General features: G+C 60.6%; 15 protein-coding genes, 1 tRNA gene and 1 pseudogene. 8 read left to right on the top strand and 9 right to left on the bottom strand.

The annotated features are described in order from the left end of the window. Positions 1-2: 2 nt before the first annotated feature. Together AS189_RS19050 and AS189_RS19045 are read left to right on the top strand one after the other, a co-directional pair. Positions 3-1,880 (top strand): glycoside hydrolase family 13 protein, encoded by a 1,878-nt coding sequence (locus AS189_RS19050; RefSeq protein WP_062292624.1) that lies wholly within the window; start codon positions 3-5, stop codon positions 1,878-1,880. 17 nt (positions 1,881-1,897) lie between these two features. Continuing rightward, a pseudogene (locus AS189_RS19045) lies at positions 1,898-3,270 on the top strand (FAD-binding oxidoreductase). A gap of 121 nt (positions 3,271-3,391) precedes the next feature. On the opposite strand, the gene AS189_RS19040 reads toward AS189_RS19045, so the two are convergent. From AS189_RS19040 to AS189_RS19020, 5 genes are all read right to left on the bottom strand, one after another. Further along, positions 3,392-3,787, bottom strand: coding sequence for a hypothetical protein (locus tag AS189_RS19040; RefSeq protein ID WP_062292620.1), 396 nt, complete (start codon positions 3,785-3,787; stop codon positions 3,392-3,394). A 138-nt stretch (positions 3,788-3,925) separates the two neighbouring features. Then, positions 3,926-5,293 carry a DUF4032 domain-containing protein gene (locus tag AS189_RS19035; protein WP_062292617.1) on the bottom strand — a complete coding sequence of 456 codons (1,368 nt, stop codon included), beginning with the start codon at positions 5,291-5,293 and terminating at the stop codon, positions 3,926-3,928. A 323-nt stretch (positions 5,294-5,616) separates the two neighbouring features. Next, a complete protein-coding gene (locus tag AS189_RS19030) occupies positions 5,617-6,717 on the bottom strand; it encodes an ABC transporter ATP-binding protein (RefSeq protein ID WP_062294080.1) in 1,101 nt (366 codons plus the stop codon). Positions 6,718-6,859: 142 nt separating this feature from the next. Then, positions 6,860-7,645 carry a trehalose-phosphatase gene (gene otsB / locus AS189_RS19025; RefSeq protein ID WP_062292614.1) on the bottom strand — a complete coding sequence of 262 codons (786 nt, stop codon included), beginning with the start codon at positions 7,643-7,645 and terminating at the stop codon, positions 6,860-6,862. Then, complete coding sequence (locus AS189_RS19020; protein ID WP_082634449.1) at positions 7,635-9,092, bottom strand: alpha,alpha-trehalose-phosphate synthase (UDP-forming); 1,458 nt, start codon at positions 9,090-9,092, stop codon at positions 7,635-7,637. The genes otsB and AS189_RS19020 overlap by 11 nt, the downstream gene beginning before the upstream one ends. Before the next feature lie 183 nt (positions 9,093-9,275). Here AS189_RS19020 and AS189_RS19015 point away from each other — a divergent pair, with 183 nt between their 5' ends. Both AS189_RS19015 and AS189_RS19010 read left to right on the top strand, forming a co-directional pair. Continuing rightward, positions 9,276-10,175, top strand: a complete 900-nt coding sequence (locus AS189_RS19015; protein WP_062292606.1) for a DsbA family protein — start codon at positions 9,276-9,278, stop codon at positions 10,173-10,175. Positions 10,176-10,330: 155 nt separating this feature from the next. Beyond that, positions 10,331-10,404: transfer RNA gene (locus AS189_RS19010), tRNA-Thr, on the top strand. Positions 10,405-10,583: 179 nt separating this feature from the next. On the opposite strand, the gene AS189_RS19005 is transcribed toward AS189_RS19010, so the two are convergent. From AS189_RS19005 to AS189_RS18995, 3 genes are all read right to left on the bottom strand, one after another. Then, positions 10,584-11,825 (bottom strand): site-specific integrase, encoded by a 1,242-nt coding sequence (locus AS189_RS19005; protein WP_160320882.1) that lies wholly within the window; start codon positions 11,823-11,825, stop codon positions 10,584-10,586. A 25-nt stretch (positions 11,826-11,850) separates the two neighbouring features. Continuing rightward, positions 11,851-12,066 (bottom strand): helix-turn-helix domain-containing protein, encoded by a 216-nt coding sequence (locus AS189_RS19000; protein ID WP_062292601.1) that lies wholly within the window; start codon positions 12,064-12,066, stop codon positions 11,851-11,853. Positions 12,067-12,186: 120 nt separating this feature from the next. After that, positions 12,187-12,456 carry a helix-turn-helix domain-containing protein gene (locus AS189_RS18995; RefSeq protein WP_082634447.1) on the bottom strand — a complete coding sequence of 90 codons (270 nt, stop codon included), beginning with the start codon at positions 12,454-12,456 and terminating at the stop codon, positions 12,187-12,189. A 544-nt stretch (positions 12,457-13,000) separates the two neighbouring features. On the opposite strand from AS189_RS18995, the gene AS189_RS18990 reads away from it, so the two are divergent. Beyond that, on the top strand, positions 13,001-13,504 hold the full coding sequence (locus AS189_RS18990; RefSeq protein WP_062292595.1) for a hypothetical protein: 504 nt from the start codon (positions 13,001-13,003) through the stop codon (positions 13,502-13,504). Here AS189_RS18990 and AS189_RS19700 read toward each other — a convergent pair. Then, the gene (locus AS189_RS19700) at positions 13,452-13,781 is read right to left on the bottom strand and encodes an ArsR/SmtB family transcription factor (protein WP_160320881.1); all 330 of its coding nucleotides are present in this window, start codon (positions 13,779-13,781) and stop codon (positions 13,452-13,454) included. The two genes, AS189_RS18990 and AS189_RS19700, sit on opposite strands and share 53 nt — an antisense overlap. Positions 13,782-13,880: 99 nt before the next feature. Between AS189_RS19700 and AS189_RS18985 the strand changes: the two genes are divergently transcribed. From AS189_RS18985 to AS189_RS20950, 3 genes are all read left to right on the top strand, one after another. Continuing rightward, positions 13,881-14,954 carry a hypothetical protein gene (locus AS189_RS18985; RefSeq protein WP_062292592.1) on the top strand — a complete coding sequence of 358 codons (1,074 nt, stop codon included), beginning with the start codon at positions 13,881-13,883 and terminating at the stop codon, positions 14,952-14,954. Positions 14,955-15,182: 228 nt separating this feature from the next. Continuing rightward, positions 15,183-15,707 (top strand): hypothetical protein, encoded by a 525-nt coding sequence (locus AS189_RS18980; RefSeq protein WP_062292589.1) that lies wholly within the window; start codon positions 15,183-15,185, stop codon positions 15,705-15,707. Then, positions 15,707-16,804: a C40 family peptidase gene (locus AS189_RS20950; protein WP_062292586.1), complete on the top strand. Its 1,098-nt coding sequence runs from the start codon at positions 15,707-15,709 to the stop codon at positions 16,802-16,804. The genes AS189_RS18980 and AS189_RS20950 overlap by 1 nt, the downstream gene beginning before the upstream one ends. Positions 16,805-16,816 lie beyond the last annotated feature (12 nt).

Genomic DNA, 16,816 nt, shown 5'->3' with positions numbered 1-16,816 from the left:
ACATGGCAGGCAATCAACCGCACCACGATGGTTCGGCTCTCTATCTGGGAAGTTCGACGCCGGAACTTGGCGAACGTGTGACCCTGCGGCTGCGCGTCCCTCAGGACTGGGGGACGGCCTCGCGTGTGTGGGTCCGTAGTGTGCAGGACGCCGAGCCGCGCTATGACGAAGCCACCGTGGTGGGGGAGTCAGCCGGTTGGGTGTGGTGGGAAGCCACCATGTTGCATGTGAATCCCGTGGCCCTGTACCGCTTTGTCATTGAGACGGCGGCCAGCGAGGACGACGGTCCCAGCTATTCGTTCCTGAACAATGCGGGCCTGCACAACCGGGACACCTCCGATTACAACGATTTCCGGGTGACCACCGCCAAGGCTGCTCCGGCGTGGTCGCACGATGCCGTCATGTACCAGGTGTTCCCGGACCGCTTTGCCCGCTCCGCCGCGGCGGATGGGCGGGCCACTCCGGAGTGGGGCGTGGCCTGCGATTGGGACACCCCCGTGCAGGGCAGTGGTCCCGATGTGGCCCGGCAGTTCTATGGGGGCGATCTGGATGGCGTTACCGAAAAACTTGATGAGCTGGCGGCTCTGGGTGCGGACATCGTCTACCTGACACCGTTCTTCCCCGCACGTTCCAATCACCGCTATGACGCCTCAACGTTCATGGAAGTGGATCCGCTGCTCGGCGGGGATGCGGCGCTCATCCGGCTGGTCGAGGCAGCGCACGCCCGCGGCATGAAGGTCATGGGGGATCTGACTTCCAACCACACCGGCGATGCCCACGAATGGTTCCAGCGCGCTGCGGCCGACCCGAACAGTGTGGAAGCCGGCTTCTACTACTTCAACGAGGACCGCACCGAGTACGAGTCTTGGTGGGGCGTGCCGTCGCTGCCCAAGCTGAACTGGGCCTCTGAGGCTTTGCGCGAAGCCTTCGTCACCGGTGAAGATTCCGTGGTGGCGCACTGGCTCAAACCCCCGTTTAATCTGGATGGCTGGCGCATTGACGTGGGTAATATGACTGGCCGCTTGGGCGCCCAGAACATCAACAAGGAAGTAGCCGCGCTCATCCAGGATCGCATCCTGGAGATCAACCCCAACGCGCTGCTCCTGGGCGAGGAAACCTCCGATGCCGGCGCCGATGTGGACGGTTTCGGCTGGCAGGGCGCCATGACGTACTCCAACTTCACCCGCCCCTTGTGGCAGTGGCTGGGCAACCCGGCCGCGCGCGTGGACTTTTTCGGCACCCCGCTGGCTGGCCCGCCCAAGGTGACGGCCGACGTCGTGCTTGAGACCTATAAGGACCTTTCCAGCGCGTTTTCCTGGCCCGTGCGCAAGGCGACCATGAACGCACTGAACACCCATGACACGGCACGGGCTGCGAGCGTCATGATTGAGGGCGGGCCGCTGGTTGCCGCCGCGCTGTCCATGCTGGTGCCGGGGATCGCGGTGGTTTTTGCCGGCGATGAGTTTGGTATGGAGGGGTGGAATGGCGAGGATTCGCGCACGCCCATGCCGTGGGAATCGCCGTCGCGTGTGGTCACGGATCTGCGTTCTGCCTACGCCGCGCTGACGGAGTTGCGGCACACCAGCCCGGCGGTGGCTGACGGCGGGATGCGGTGGTTGATGGCCGACGGCGATGTGCTGGCTTTTGTGCGCGAGTCGCCGGAGGAGTCGTTGCTGGTTTTGGCCACGCGCGCGCCAGCGTTGTTCCCGGTGGCTGAGTTGGGGCTCTCCGCTGTGGACGCGCAGGCCTTGACTTTGGCGCCGGCGTTCGCCACGGCCGAGTTCGGTGCCACCGAAGAGAAGTTGCAGCTCGATGGCCCGGGGCTTTTGTGTGGCGACTGGCCGGAGTCACGGCTCCTGCCTGAGAGGCTGCGGATATGAGTAGGGAAAAGGAGCCGATGGCGGCTGGCTTCATGTCTGAGCTGCTGAAGTTCTTGCGGGAGGACCAGGTCAGTGTTGCCGACGCGGATCTGACGACCTTTGCCATTGACCAAGGGCCTGTCACCGACTACCAGCTACCGTTGGCGGTGGTGTGGGCGGAATCGGTCGCTGACGTGCAGTCAGTTGTGCGTGCGGCCGCTGCATTCGGCGTTCCATTGGTGACCAGGGGAGCCGGTACCGGGGTGTCGGGCGGGGCACACGCCACTGCCGGGTGCGTGGTGCTGAACCTGACGCGCATGAACCAGATCCTGGAGATCAACCCAGCCGATGAGATTGCCCGCGTTGAACCCGGCGTCATCAACGGTGACCTCAACACAGCCGTGGCAGTTCATGGGCTGATGTTTGCCCCGGATCCGGCCAGTTTCAAGATTTCCACGATTGGCGGGAACATCGCCACGAACGCTGGTGGGCTGCGCTGCGCCAAGTACGGAGTCACACGCGATGCTGTGTTGGCCCTTGATGTGGTTTTGGCCGACGGTTCCTTGATTCATACCGGTCACCGGACGTTCAAGGGAGTTGCCGGTTACGACCTCACCAGTCTTTTTGTTGGATCGGAGGGCACTCTGGGCATTGTCGTGGGCGCCACCGTGCGACTGAAGTACCTGCCCACTATTGTGCGTACCCTCGCCGTATTCTTCCCCTCCGTGCAGCAGGCCGCAGCCGGCGTGCTGGCTCTCGGCGCGGCCCGTGTGCAGCCCTGCATCCTGGAACTACTGGACGGGCCCTCGCTTACGGAACTGGACCGCCGTAATGGCAGCAATCTCGCGTTAAGAGGACGGCGCTGCTGCTGATCCAATTCGACGGATTGGCGGCCGAGGCGGAAGAGGCGGTGGCCGCCGTCGAACTTGAAAAGATTGGCGGCACTGTCAGCAGGGAAGACCCGCAGGAGGCGCAATGGCTGGTGGAGCTGCGCCGCAACAACCGGGGGTTGGACGTGGACGCCGAGAATCGGGTGGGTGAGGATGTGGCCGTGCCGCGCTCGCAGCTGGTGCATTACATTACGGCGCTGGAGGAGATGGCGGTGCGGCACGGTGTGGACCTGGCGGTCATCGCGCATGCCGGCGACGGCAATCTGCACCCCACATTCTCTGTGCCTACCTTTGAGCCGACCGGCATTGCCGCACTGAATGCGGCGCTGGATGAGTCCATCGACAAGGCGCTTGAGCTGGGCGGCACCATCACTGGCGAACACGGGATTGGGCAGTACAAGCTGCGCTGGCTGGGGCTGGAACAGTCCGAGCAGGTGCTGGATCTGCAGCGCTCCATCAAGGCGCTATTTGACCCGCAGGGCATCCTCAACCCGGGGAAGGCCATCCCCGCCCGTCCGTAGGACGCTCCCTCATCTTTTGGGGTGTTTTGGGCAACCCTCCATCAGCGATTGGGGATTTTCCGGACGCTCTGTCGGCGGGCGCGCATGCCGCGCAAACGATCTTTGCGGCAGGCATGCCGGTTCATTCAGATGCGCTGTACTTGCTGCCCAGACGTTCAATGATGCTCTGGCCGAGGACCACGTCATGGGGAATTGCCGGCAGCACGGCGGGGCTGATTTCCACACCATTTTGGGCCAGGATGTTCTGAATGTAGTTCCAATAAGCTGTGACTGCGCCGGTGGCGGTCTGATCTCCGTACGGTTCATCGGGGCCCACCACAACTCGTGCCGTCGACTCAATCTCTTCCTGACTAGCCTCTGCCCATGGCTGGCTGGAGTTCCAGCCGCGATCGTCCAACAGCAAGACCGACTGCCCGTCGTGGAGCTCAGCCTGAAACAGCACCGAGACTGAAACCTGTTCAGACTGGGCGCCCTCGTGGACATCGGCGATGCTCACAAACCTGGAAATAGCTGCCATGCGGCGACTCCTAACGTTGCATGCGAACGGGCGTTTCGGGAAAGTGCCCAATCGATGAGGGAGGGTTTCGGGAAAACGCCCAAAAGGTGAGGGAGGGTTGGCCAAAACACCCCAATCGGTGAGGGAGGGTCGGTGGGGCTAGTCTTCGAAAGCGGTTTCGGGGAGCACGCCGCTTTCTAGCATTTTGATGGTTGCGGTGTCGGTGCTGAGCATGATGGCGTCTTCGTCGCGGCGGAAGCGCAGAATGTCGTCCACGTAGGACTGCACTGCCTCGGCCAGCGGAACGTTGCGTTCCTCATCCTGGGAGCGGAACCAGCGATGCTCCAGGACCTCGTGCACCACCTCGGCCGGTTCCAGCTTCCCGCCGAGCTCGCGCGGGATGGAGCGGACGATGGGTTCGAAGATGGAGCTGACCCATTCGTGCGCGCTGATCTCCTCATCCTTGGCAGGGGTGACGTCGTTGCGGAAGGAGTCCATGTCGTTGAGCAGGCGCCGGGCCTGGTTCTCCTGAGCGTCAATGCCTGTCAGTCGCAGCAGCCTGCGCTGGTGGTGTCCGGCGTCGACCACCTTGGGCTGGAGCTGGATGGTGGCGCCGTCGGGGGTGGTCTTGATGGCGTATTCCTCAACATCGAAGCCGAGCTCGTTCAGGCGACGGATGCGGGCACCGACTCGCCAGCGGTCCTCCAGCTCGAACGATTCCTTCTCGGTCAGCTCGGCCCACAGGCGGCGGTAGCTTTCCATGATGAGTTCGCTGGTGGCCACGGGGTCCACTTTTTCCTCAATGAGTCCGCCTTCAAGCAGATCCATGAGTTCCCCGGCAATGTTGACGCGGGCGATCTCAAGATCGTATTCGCGTTGGCCCGTGGACAGGTCCGGGTAGAGTTCACCGGTTTCGGCGTCCACCAAGTAGGCGGCGAAGGCGCCCGCGTCACGGCGGAACAAGGTGTTGGAGAGGGAAACATCTCCCCAGTAAAAGCCCACCAGGTGCAGCCGCACCAGCAGCAGTGCCTGGGCGTCAATGAGACGCGTCAGGGTGTCGCGGCGCAGCTTCTGGGAGAACAGGGCCCGGTACGGGAGGGAGAACTTCAGGTGCCGGGTGACCAGTACCGGGTCCAGCGGTTCGCCGTTGGGTGTGGTGCGGCCGCTGATAACGGCGACCGGCTCTACGCAGGGCACATCGAGCCGGGCCAGCTTGCGCAGCATGTGGTATTCGTGGCGGGCCACGTGTTCGGAGGTTTCCTTGATGGCAATGACCGAACCGTCCAGGTGCGCAAAGCGGACCACGTGACGGGATATACCGCGGGGGAGCGCGGCCAGGTTCTCGGACGGCCATTCCTCCAGGCGGATGTGCCAGGGCAGGTCCAGCAGTCCGGGATCGGCGGCCGCCGCGGTGATGTTCAGCGACCCCATGACCGGTGCCGGAGGTGCGCTCATGCGCGGCAGCTTGCCGCGCTGGTCAAAGTCGGTGGGCTCGTGGTTCCACTTGGCGCCTGGATGTTCAGTCATGGTTCAAATTCTCTCTTAAAAGGTGAAGCGCGGCTGCCTGCTGGAAAGTCCAACAGGCAGCCGCGCTCTAAATACCAAAACGCGATCCCGCGCAGCCGGGCATCAAGCCCGGAAGTTTGGGCCCGCTCGCGCAGGCAACGAACCCAAGCGTCTGGTCCCACATGCGCAAAACTATCCGGAAGTGTTGGGCCCACGCGTCTGAGAAGTGAACCCAAGTGTTGGGCCCACGCGCCCGAGCAATGAACCCAAGCGTCTGGGCCCACAGCTCCGAGGGACCCAACTTTTAGATCGCTAGCGATCCAAAAGTTGGGAGGAGCTGGGGACTAGTCGCGCGAGATGGCCTTGTCGCCCAGGCGCGAGCCGGAGGTTGCGTCGAAGAGGTGCACGTGGCCAACCTGCGGGCGGACGTGGATGGTGTCGCCCTTCATCGGTGGGCGGCGTCCGTCGACACGGACAACCATGTCGCGCTCTGCGCCGTCGATGATGGCGTGGCCGTAAACGTAAGCGTCGGCACCCAATTCTTCGACGACGTCGGCCTCTACTGCCAGGCCTTCGCCGGCGCCAACAACCTCGAGGTCTTCGGGACGGACACCGACGGTGACGGTGTTGCCTGCGGCTTCACCGAGGACGGCGGAAGGTACGGGGTAAATTGATCCACCGAACTTCACACCGCCATCGACAACGGGCAGTTCCAGCAGGTTCATGGCGGGGGAGCCAATGAAGCCTGCAACGAACACGTTCTGCGGGGCATCGTAGAGGTTGCGCGGGGTGTCAACCTGCATGAGGAGGCCGTCCTTGAGGACTGCAACGCGGTCACCCATGGTCATGGCCTCAACCTGGTCGTGTGTCACGTAAACCGTGGTGACGCCCAGGCGGCGGGTCAGGGATGCAATCTGCGTACGAGTCTGTACACGCAGCTTGGCATCCAAGTTGGAGAGGGGCTCATCCATGAGGAACACCTGCGGGTTACGCACGATGGCGCGGCCCATGGCAACACGCTGACGCTGACCACCGGAGAGTGCCTTCGGCTTGCGGTCCAGGTATGCCTCGAGGTCGAGGAGCTTGGCGGCTTCCAGGACACGCTTGGCGCGCTCTTCCTTGGAGATGCCGGCGATCTTCAGGGCGAAGCCCATGTTGTCGGCAACCGACATGTGCGGGTACAGCGCGTAGTTCTGGAAGACCATGGCGATGTCGCGGTCCTTCGGCGGAACGTCAGTGACGTCGCGGTCGCCGATCAGGATGCGGCCGGCGTTGACATCTTCCAGGCCGGCGAGCATGCGCAAGGAGGTGGACTTACCGCAACCGGAAGGTCCAACTAGAACGAGGAATTCGCCATCGGCGATGTCAATGTTGAGCTTGTCAACAGCGGGCTTCGTGGTGCCCGGGTAGATGCGTGTCGCGTTGTCAAAAGTTACTGTAGCCACAGTAATAAGTCCCTTCATCGGCAGGTACGTGCCGAACGATCCTCAAGTGAATGGTTGGTGTATCAGCGGTCCACGCATTGCCTAGGCAGCGAACGGACCGACATATGAAGTATGACACATTCCGAGCATGGTCAAGGTCACATTACGGGGACAGGTTCGTGGTACGGGCCGCCAGCAGCAGCTCCAGTACCTGCGGCAGCTCATCGGGGCCGCCAATGCGGAATTCGGCGGCCGTAACGCCCGGCCCCACCTTGATGCCGAGATCGCCCGGGCGCAGCGCGGCAAAGGCGTGTTCGTCCGTGACGTCATCCCCGGCAAAGAGCGTGGCCGTGGCGCCGGTGAGCTCGCGCAGCAGGGTCAGGCTCTGGCCCTTGTTGGCCTTGACGGCCGAAATTTCCAGCACCATTTTTCCCGTGCTCACGTGCAGCGCGGGATTCTCGTTGAGCTCGTCCATGACGAGTTCGACGGCGGCCCGTGCGTCTTGCTCTTCGGCCAGCCGGTAGTGAAGTACGACGCCGGCTGGCTTGTTCTCCACAACCGTCCCCTTTATAAGGGAGGTGACTCGGGTGACGGCGGCGCGGGCCAGTTCCAGCGCGGCCGCCTGTTCCGCTGTCAGTTCCAAGGGCGGGGAGTCTGGTCCGAGCCAGGTTTCGGCACCGTGGCTGCCCACTAAGAGTGTCGGTTCCGGAGGGGCGGCGACCAGCCGCAAACTGGCCAGGGCCCGCCCTGAGACGAGGGCCGTCGTCGTACGTGGCAGGGATGCCAAGGCAGCCAAGGATGCTGCCGAGCGGGGGAGCGGGCGGGCATCTTGGGCATGATCCACCAAAGGTGACATGGTGCCGTCGAAGTCCAGTGCTACGAGCAGGTGAGGTGTGGCGGCAGCGTGCAGGATCGCCGCGTGAAGAGCTGCTGGTAGCTCAGCTGTCATCGCGGACGGCCTTTTGCGCCAGGGTGGACAGGAAGTCCTCGCTCCAGCGCTGGACGTCGTGATCGAGGATTTGCCGGCGCATGGCACGCATGCGGCGGGCGGATTCGGCCTTGGGCAAGTTGATGGCGCGCAGGATGACAGCCTTGAGGCCGTCAATGTCGTGCGGATTGATGAGGAGCGCTTGCTTGAGCTGATCGGCGGCGCCGGTGAACTCGCTCAGGACCAAGGCGCCGGTGTTATCGCCCCGGGCCGCAACATATTCCTTGGCGACCAGGTTCATGCCGTCGCGCAGAGCGGTGACCAGCATGACGTCCGCTGCGAGGTAGAGGGCAACCATCTCTTCCACGGGGTAGCTGTGGTGAAGGTAGCGCACGGCGGTGTTTTGAATGGTGTCGTGCTGGCCGTTGATGCGCCCAACCATGCCCTCCACATCCTCGCGGAGCTGCTTGTAGGTTTCCACGCGCTCGCGGCTGGGGCTGGCCACCTGAATGAGGGCGGCGTCTTCAACCGTGACCACGCCGTCTTCGAGCAGTTCGCCGTAGGCCTTTAGGCGGTGCGTGATGCCCTTGGTGTAATCGAGCCGGTCTACACCCAGCAGCAAGGTGGTGGGGTTGCCGAGTTCTTCGCGAATCTGCTGGGAGCGGGCAATGACGTCGGGGCGCCGCGCCAGGGTTTGGATTTGGTTGACGTCGATGGAGATGGGGAACGGTTCGGCGCGGGCAATGTGGGTGATCTTCCCGGAGGCGTCCTTGACGTGGACCTGCTTGGCCTTGACTCCGGCGCCGAGGAAGCGGCGGGCGGAGCGCAGGAAGTTGGCGGAATCATTGGGGCGCTGGAAACCAATGAGGTCAGCGCCCAGCAGGCCCTCCAGGATGGGTTTGCGCCAGGGCATTTGGGCGAAGATTTCCGGGGAGGGGAAGGGGATGTGGTTGAAGAAGCCGATGCGGAGGTCCGGGCGCAATTCGCGCAGGTATTGAGGGACCAGCTGCAGCTGGTAGTCCTGAACCCACACGGTGGCGTTGTGGGCGGCGGCGTCAGCTGCGGCGTGGGCGAACCGCTTGTTGATCAGCTGATAGGAATCCCACCAGGTTCGGTGGAACTCGGGGGTGGCAATGACATCGTGGTAGAGCGGCCACAGGGTGGAGTTGGAGAAACCCTCGTAGTACAGCTCGACTTCCTCGGCCGTGAGGGCAACGGGGAACAGGTCCATGTTGTCGTGGTGGAAAGGCTCTAGGGTTTCATCGGCGGCACCATGCCAGCCCACCCAGGCTCCCTCGCGGGCGGCCATGACGGGAGCCAATGCGGTGACGAGCCCGCCAGGAGAACGCCGCCAGCCGTCGTCGGACCCTTCGTTAATGACGCGGTCAACCGGCAGACGGTTGGAGACGACAATGAAGTCTGAATTGCCAGTAGGTGTGGTGGCCTTGGCAGAGGATTTGTGAGGCACGTGCAGCTCCCTTTGCTAGAACTCGGGTTGATGCCAGCTTATCTGGTGGGCGTGCGCGTCGTCATAGTGAGTCTCTTTGGGGGAGGAGAGTCATCATTCGGACTTCTCCAAGGTTCGTCTCCTAAGATTAGCCATAACCGGCCGTACCACGGCTTTTTTCATGCCCAAAGAACTTGAGGAATTATGAGCTCTAAAAACGAACCGCGGTTAAGTAAGGCAGAGCGCACGTCACAGGCGCGCGAGCAGGCGAAGGTTATTCGCGATGCTCAGCTGAAGAAGGAAAAGCGCAATGGCTGGCTGATCCGTGGCGGTGTTTTGCTTGCAGCTGTGGCGGTCATCGTCATTATTGCTCTGATTGTTATTAACACGCAGAAGTCCAATGAGCCTGTGGCGGAGACCGGTCCGGTGCCGACGAACATGAACGCCTACGGTGGCATCACTTTGGGCAAGGACGGTGCGGTGGTGAAGCCGACCACCACCGAGACCACTGTTGACATCAACACGGTTCCGGCGCTTCCCACGGAGAAGATTGAGAAGGCTACCGATCTGGACAAGATCGGCATCAAGGCAAGCGCTGCCGGCCAGCCCGTGCAGACCGTGATCTACTTCGATTTCCTGTGCCCGTTCTGCAACCAGTTCGAGACCAAATACGGTGCGAAGCTGAAGGCTCTTGCCAGCGAAAAAAAGGTTACCGTTGAGTACCGCTCACTGGGCTTCCTGGACCGCCTCTCCGGTGGAACCAACTACTCCTCACGTGCGGGCGCAGCGGCAGCGTGTGTTGCCGAGGTTTCCCCGGATAAGTACCAGGCCTACCTGGACAAGCTCTTCGCGGAGCAGCCTGCAGAGAACAGCAAGGGGCTGAACAACGCCACACTGGTGAAGTACGCGACTGAAGTTGGCGTGGGCGACATCGCCAGCTGCGTTGACAACAAGACGTACCGCCCGTACCAGGCGCACACCACGTTGCTGGCCTCGGCCCACAGCGTGGCCTCGACGCCCACGGTATTCATGGATGGCGAGCAGTGGGTTTCCACTGAATCGTTCGACGACTTCTCAGCACGCATCTTGGCGGCTAAGAAGTAAGTCTCTGTCTGCTCGCTCGCGGGCCGCGCTCGCAGTTGCTGGCGTTTGTACGACGGCGTGAAACCGGCTTTCCCGGGTGGCTTTGCTACCTGGGGGAGCCGGTTTTTTGTTTTCTGTGCTCCTGCGGTAACCTTGTGAAGCGCTTGATTGCGTTTGCCTCCTTAGCTCAGCTGGCCAGAGCACCGCTCTTGTAAAGCGGGGGTCATCAGTTCGAATCTGATAGGGGGCCCAAAAAGCCCGGATTTACAGGGATTTTGGAAGTGAGAATGGCCCCGAAAGGGGCCATTTTCAACTTAACTCATTAAAAACTCATTAAATTGACGCTTCTTTTTGCTGTTGAGGGTCCGCTGATTACCGCTGTTTGCCGACAGTCGTCGAAGATTTTGAGCCTCAGCGCGGCAAAACGAATCATCCCATGGCGTCCGAGTCGGAGGCTTCGGACTGCCCCGCTTGAAGCGGCTTCTTCGCTTCGATGGCCAGGGGGGAGCCGAAGCCGTCGAGAACAGCGCGCGTATCCAAAGCGTCTTTATATTCCTCGATGTAGTGCTCTTGGGTCATAGCGATCTTTGAATGCCCAAGCTGATACGCAGCAGCTTCCGCGCCCATCGTTCTGGCAATGACGGTTGCGTTTGACTTCCTCAGTGTCCTGAATGTCACCCAGTCGTAGCTGATGGAATTTGCGGCCTTGCGCCAGACTTTGCCGACGTTGTTTGCATCGCAGAGCGTTCCTGTGGATGACGGGAAGACAAGATTCAGTGGATTTGGTGAACTGGTGCTTTCCTGATGCTTGATCCTCTCGCGAAGTTCGAGGACGAGATAAGCCGGGAGAGTCAGACGGCGGACGCCGTGTCTGGATTTCGGATGGTCTTGGATCCGAACACCGCCGCTGGAGGTTCTAATAACTGTGGCATTGATCGACACTGTGGGCGGCTCCGAGTCGAGGTCGATGTCCTCCCAGTGAAGCGCGAGGAGTTCGCCTGGGCGCAGCCCTGTGCCAACGAGGAAATCCGCGATTTCATGGAGATCTTGCATGCGAGGTCGGCCGAGGGCAGGTGCCCGCTCCCACGCAATTAGCTTTCTGCGTAGGTCACCATATTGCGTCATATCGAGCGCCTTGGGTTTTGCTGTTGAGTTCTTGGGGATTGAAACGCCGACCACCGGATTGACCTGCACTGCGTCGTGGCGGAGTGCCACCTTGAACATCCACGACAGCACGGCACCACACGATCTGGCGGTGGAGGAGCCTACATCTGTGACCAGTGTCCGGATGAAATGGTCGACTACGCCAGAGGTAACTTCGCTGATACGAACCGAGCCGAGGGCAGGCTTAATGTATTTTTTGACGCAATACGAGTATTTGTCTTTCGTCCGATCCGCTTTGTCGGAGGCTTCCATTTCAACCAGAAAAACCTCAATGAGTTTGTTGATCCGGTCAGTTGCTGTGACTAATCCATAGCGAGGAGTCTGACGTTCCTTCAACTTGATTTGGATGTTGCGCCGGGCATCCGCGGAAGAAGTACCACGTGCTTCAACCAGCCGCAGCACACCATCCATATCGCGATAATAGGCGCGGGCGCGCCAAGAATGGGGTGTCATCCGCTTTGTCTGAATAACACCCCAATTTCCCAAAGGGATGGGCAATCTGGCCATGATGATGCCGTCGATCCCGCAGAGCTTACGGATCCGACCGGAGCGAGAGCCAAGCTTCAAAGTCTTCCTTGCTGACGCGCAGGTGACGACCGATCCGGTAGGCATGCGGACCGATGCCCTTCGCGCGCCACTGGTAGAAGGTCTGCAGTGGGATTTGCAATTCGCTGCAGATCTCCGTGGGGGAGAGCCACTGAGTGGTGTCGGAATCGATGTGACGGCTGTTCTGGGTGGAGATGCTCATGTCGGTACCTTGCCTTCAATCTTGCCGGCGGCTGAGTGCCGGAAGGATGGATTCGATACCTAACCATGGCTGGAAATGACTTTTACTACGTGACCGCAATCTTTGCGAGGTCTCCCCGGCTCACAGCCAGGGTGAAAAGAATTGGCGCGCCTGTGCCATTTCGGCTGCAATTGCGGGTGGGTCCACGGCAAATATTTGCCGGGAATCGACGGTAGGTGATCTAGTAACGCGGATGATGCCGGCGTCTGACAGGATGCTGAGTTCCCTGATTAACGTGGCTTGATTTGTGGACAGCGCGATAGCGAGGTCTTCGGCGGTTGCAGGCCCGAGGCTCGCCAACATATGGACGATTCGGCCACGCCTCAGATTCATCAAAATTGAAGGTTCCATGGAAACGCTCCCCGGCAGCGCACACGTCGCGCGCAGATTGGATCTGTCTAACGAAAAATCTACTCTCACTTAACCATGGTGTAAATGTGACTAAACGACATGACCGAGATAAATGGATGCGTGGTCAAAGGGCATCCTGGCTGCAGTGGCAAGAAGGTGGAACCCGCGAATGAGCATCCTCAATTCGAGGCCTTTGTGAAGGCTGCATCCATCATGCGCGTGAATCGGCACTGGACAAGAAGCCCAAGTGAGTAAGCGTCGTTTCTTGGCGCGCTCTGTGATGCGATGACTGAAGTTTGCTTCCATCCTGATCTTGAATGTGTCCTGGACCCCGCGGCGCTGGCCGCTTTTGCTACGGCGGCTGAAATTCAGGGATGTGTGCCGGGGGCCGGTGCCAGTGCTGAATTGGTGCTCGTGTCAGAGGTAGGCAAGAGGATTTAACGATCCCTTGCAGGGCTGGACGCTGCAGACAATACTGGAGGTGACAAAACGGTGCGGCCGATTTCTATTGGCCAGCCGGTCCCGCCATCGTGAGGAGTCCGTCTTGAACGCTGGGCGCGACGGCAATGTATCCGAGCTACCAACACCTCAGGTGGTCATGGGTAAGCGCATCAACCTGCTCTTGGACGCCGCCGCAGAGAAGCGCGGTTCTGCAGTGCTTTTTCCTGAGATCAAGGCCGAACTAGCGGCACGCGGCGTGGGCATGTCGCGTGCCCGATGGTTTTACATGAAGGATGGCACCGGGCCCCTGGTTAAGGATGCGACGGTCTTGACGGCCATTTGTGGCATGTTCGATGTTGATCCGTCATATCTGCTCGATTTGGATTCCAACGAACTTCCCGAGAATATCCAGGCCCGGCTTGAATTCGTCAAAGCGCTGCGGGTTGCCCGGATCCAGGCCTTCGCCGCACGTACGTTGGATGACGTTACACCGGAAACCTTGAACGCGATCGCAGAGTTTTTGAATCATGGCATCCCCGCACCTGATGACCGAACTACGGCTTTGGAGTCGTCAAATACTGAAGATGGGCCTCGAAAAGAACCTTAATGCGATCGGGGTTGACGAAGTATCTTGGTGCGCGGCCGTGCCGGCGCCCTGGTTCGACATCGGCACCTACGATTCCGGCGTCTTCCAGGAGTACTAAGTGCTTGGCGATGCTGGCATCACTGGCGTCCACATTGGCGACAATTTCCCCACGGGGCTCCGGGCCGTGCTCAAGCAAATAGAGAATGATCTCATTGCGCGTTCGGTTGCCGAATGTGGTCATGGCAATCTCAGCCTCGGGTGACCAATCCCTGACTTTTGGATGAGTGTTTCTTGCCATGTCTTCATTCTGCCCCATAGTTGTCAACAGTGTAAGACTGACCCCTTGACAATATTATTTTGATACTTGCACAATAGAAATATTACATTTTAAAGAGGGTTGTCCGCGATTGTTGACCACGCCCAACCCGCTGGGTCCGGCTCCCGCCGGCACGATCTTGTCGCCGCCAAAGGCGCCCGCAAGGTTCTCCAAGCAGCGCCCAACGGCGTCGCACTTGATAGTCCAGCAATCCACAAAGCGGTGATCATCATGGGTCTCAGGACCAGCGAAACTTTTGAAACATTTGGCACCATCACGGCGGATCCGGCCTTCACCCGTCCCCCTGATTACAACATTCCCGTCGATCAGCTGATGAGGGCCGTCGAAGGCGTTCGGCCCTACGTGAAGATTCACTTGGGCAGGTTTGGTCTCAGTAGCGATGTTGACGATGTGCTGCAGGATATTAGGTTCGCCGCCTGGCGAGGGACAATTCGCGGGAGCTACCAGGCAGTTCCGGGGGTGAAGTTTGATGCGTGGGTGCAGGGGATCGCTTGCAACCTGTGTGCTCATCACTCACGGCGGAGTATTGCTAAGTCCGCGCTGTCGCTGGATGGGCAGTTTGGGTCCACCATCAACAGGGTCATGGACATGCAGGTGTCGAGCGTTGAGGAGCAGTCCATCAACCGCCTCTGGGCTTTGGAGATTCTCCAACTCGTCAAGACACATGTGCCCGAACACGTTTGGGACCTGGCCGTGAGCAGCCTGTCTGAATGGAAGGACCAGCCCGCTGCGGAGGTGACCATGGACGCGTCGTCTCGGACGCGCTGGCACGCCATATTCGTGGTGCGCCAGATGGCACTTACCGTAAGCCACGCACTGGACGTTGAACCGCATCAGATTGACGATCTGGCGGCTCTGCGATGTGCCACCGTTGCTGTCCTGCCGACGCCGCTGTTCCGGCTCATCGCCAGCGACGTAGTCATGCCGGCGGTGCTCAAGCAGGCCCGTGCTGCCGCAGTTTCACAGGTCGCGGAAAAGTCTGGTGTGAGCGTGCGATACGTCAAGGTTCAAGTCGGATTGGTACGCGACCTTATCCTGGCGGCGGAGGAAGTACTTCGGGCTGGCACCTCGGTGGAAGGCTCGGTCATTGAAAAGCGGCTGAGTCTTATGCCTTCCGCAGTTTCCGCCGCCTGAGCAGTAGTGCAGCGATGAGGTGGACGCATGAACACGAGATGGCTGACATCCAGGGGCAGGCCAAGCCGACGACGAGCTTGGCTGCTCTTGCTAGCCACAGTTCTGGCTGTGGCCGGAATCGCAGTGGTGTTATCTCTCAGAACCCCAGCAGTGGCGCCTGAAGGAAATAGTCAGGCTCCGCCGAGTCCGCCCGCGATCTCACCGTCATCTGCTGCGCCGACTGCCGCGGTGTCACCGGCTACAAGTTCGCCGCCAAACCCGCAGCTCGTTTCTGTCGATGAACCTGTCACGCTGGACTTCCGTCATCTGGCCACCACAGCGGCTGCCACCATTTACACGTGGGATACGCGCAAGGACACCTATTCGGAAACCTACGGAAGGATACGAGCCTGGTGGCATGTGCTTCCCGACGGCTCGAATCCCTTGACCGTTTTTGCCGACCAGTTCGAGGCCACAGGGACCAACGCGGCAGCATATGCGTCTCTCACCGGTGCGCATGGTTATCGTACGGCCAAGGTAGAGACGAACACGTGCGACGAGCAACTGGCACAATTTGTCCAATTTCCCGCGCCATGGGAAGGACTGCATGTCTGTACGGTGACCTTGGCTGTGACGGAGCATGCAACCTCGGGTACGAACAGCTACACGGCGCCCATTAGCGTTGTCGTGAACTGTCCGCCTGCTGTGACTGCCCCAGCCAATCGCTGTGAAATGGTGGCGTTCTACGCGTCCCCCGACAGAATCGTCTACTGATGCCAGCCCCGGCGCTCCTCTTGGGGCTGGTCAAGAAACGTGCAGCGCTGCGACTAATCGGCGCGGCAGGTAGCGCGTTGGTGTTGTGCTGTGTCATGGGATTTTGCGGCTCAATCGCATTGGTGGCCTTCGCATCCCAAAGATCGACGGCGGCGTGCACTGTTGCTGCCGTTGGTCCGGGTGTGGCTGTATCCATTCCGGTGCCGGATCAAGCGCCGACCAAACTGAGCGAATCCCAAACGAAGGTAGCAAAGACCTACATTGCTGTCGGCCGAGCGAGGGGCGTGCCAAACGGCGGCATTGTGATTGCGTTGATGATGGGGTTCCAAGAATCGGGGATGCAGATGTTGGCCAACGCTTCAGTGCCCGAGTCCCTGAATTTTCCCCACGACGGCGTCGGCAGCGACCATGATTCCGTTGGCAGTGCTCAGCAGCGCCCGTCCGCGGGGTGGGGGAGTGTGGAGGAGCTCATGCAACCGGCCTACAACGCCGAAGCCTTCTATGGTGGGCCTCAGGGGCCCAACCGTGGATCACCGCGGGGTCTCTTGGATATACCGGGATGGCAGGGGCTGGATAAAGGCGCAGCTGCCCAAGCGGTCCAGGGATCTGCGTTTCCGGAGCGGTATGCCAAGTGGCAGCCTGAAGCTGAAGCAATCTTGGAGGGGCTTGGGGCATCAACTGCGCCGGTTGCTTGCAATCCCGACACAACTGACGTCTCCCAGCCCGCGATACCCTCTGATTTGAGTCTGCTCAGGCGTGAAATCCTCGCCTACGCCCAGGAAGGAGTCGGTGGCGCGTATGTCTGGGGCGGAACAGCATTTAAAGCATGGGACTGCTCCGGGTACGTCCAATGGGTGTACGGGAAAGCCGGAATTCAGCTGCCCCGGACGGAACAGTGGACAGCGGGAACGCCCACCACCGACCCTCAGCCGGGTGACTTGGTTGTGCAGAATCCAGATGGCCCGAATCACTGGGGCCACGTAGGCATCTATGCTGGCAACGGGATGATGTACAGCGCACTTAACCCGGCTGCGGGCACACTTCTGCATCCCGTGTCGTGGAACAGTACGTCGACGTACTTTCGGGTCATCCCATGATTAACCGGTCAG

This window comes from Arthrobacter alpinus, from assembly GCF_001445575.1.
GTDB lineage: Bacteria > Actinomycetota > Actinomycetes > Actinomycetales > Micrococcaceae > Specibacter > Specibacter alpinus_C.
The sequence above is the reverse complement of the archived record's forward strand: the minus strand, read 5'-3'. Positions and strand labels throughout refer to the sequence as shown.

Bases quoted from the DNA above. Each gene is read 5' to 3' on its own strand.
- AS189_RS19005 (WP_160320882.1), bottom strand. From the start codon at position 11,825: ATGGCCAGATTGCCCATCCCTTTGGGAAATTGGGGTGTTATTCAGACA.
- AS189_RS20950 (WP_062292586.1), top strand. From the start codon at position 15,707: ATGCCAGCCCCGGCGCTCCTCTTGGGGCTGGTCAAGAAACGTGCAGCG.
- AS189_RS19050 (WP_062292624.1), top strand. From the start codon at position 3: ATGGCAGGCAATCAACCGCACCACGATGGTTCGGCTCTCTATCTGGGA.
- otsB (WP_062292614.1), bottom strand. From the start codon at position 7,645: ATGACAGCTGAGCTACCAGCAGCTCTTCACGCGGCGATCCTGCACGCT.
- AS189_RS19700 (WP_160320881.1), bottom strand. From the start codon at position 13,781: ATGGCAAGAAACACTCATCCAAAAGTCAGGGATTGGTCACCCGAGGCT.
- AS189_RS19040 (WP_062292620.1), bottom strand. From the start codon at position 3,787: ATGGCAGCTATTTCCAGGTTTGTGAGCATCGCCGATGTCCACGAGGGC.
- AS189_RS19015 (WP_062292606.1), top strand. From the start codon at position 9,276: ATGAGCTCTAAAAACGAACCGCGGTTAAGTAAGGCAGAGCGCACGTCA.
- AS189_RS18995 (WP_082634447.1), bottom strand. From the start codon at position 12,456: ATGGAACCTTCAATTTTGATGAATCTGAGGCGTGGCCGAATCGTCCAT.
- AS189_RS19035 (WP_062292617.1), bottom strand. From the start codon at position 5,293: ATGACTGAACATCCAGGCGCCAAGTGGAACCACGAGCCCACCGACTTT.
- AS189_RS19000 (WP_062292601.1), bottom strand. From the start codon at position 12,066: ATGAGCATCTCCACCCAGAACAGCCGTCACATCGATTCCGACACCACT.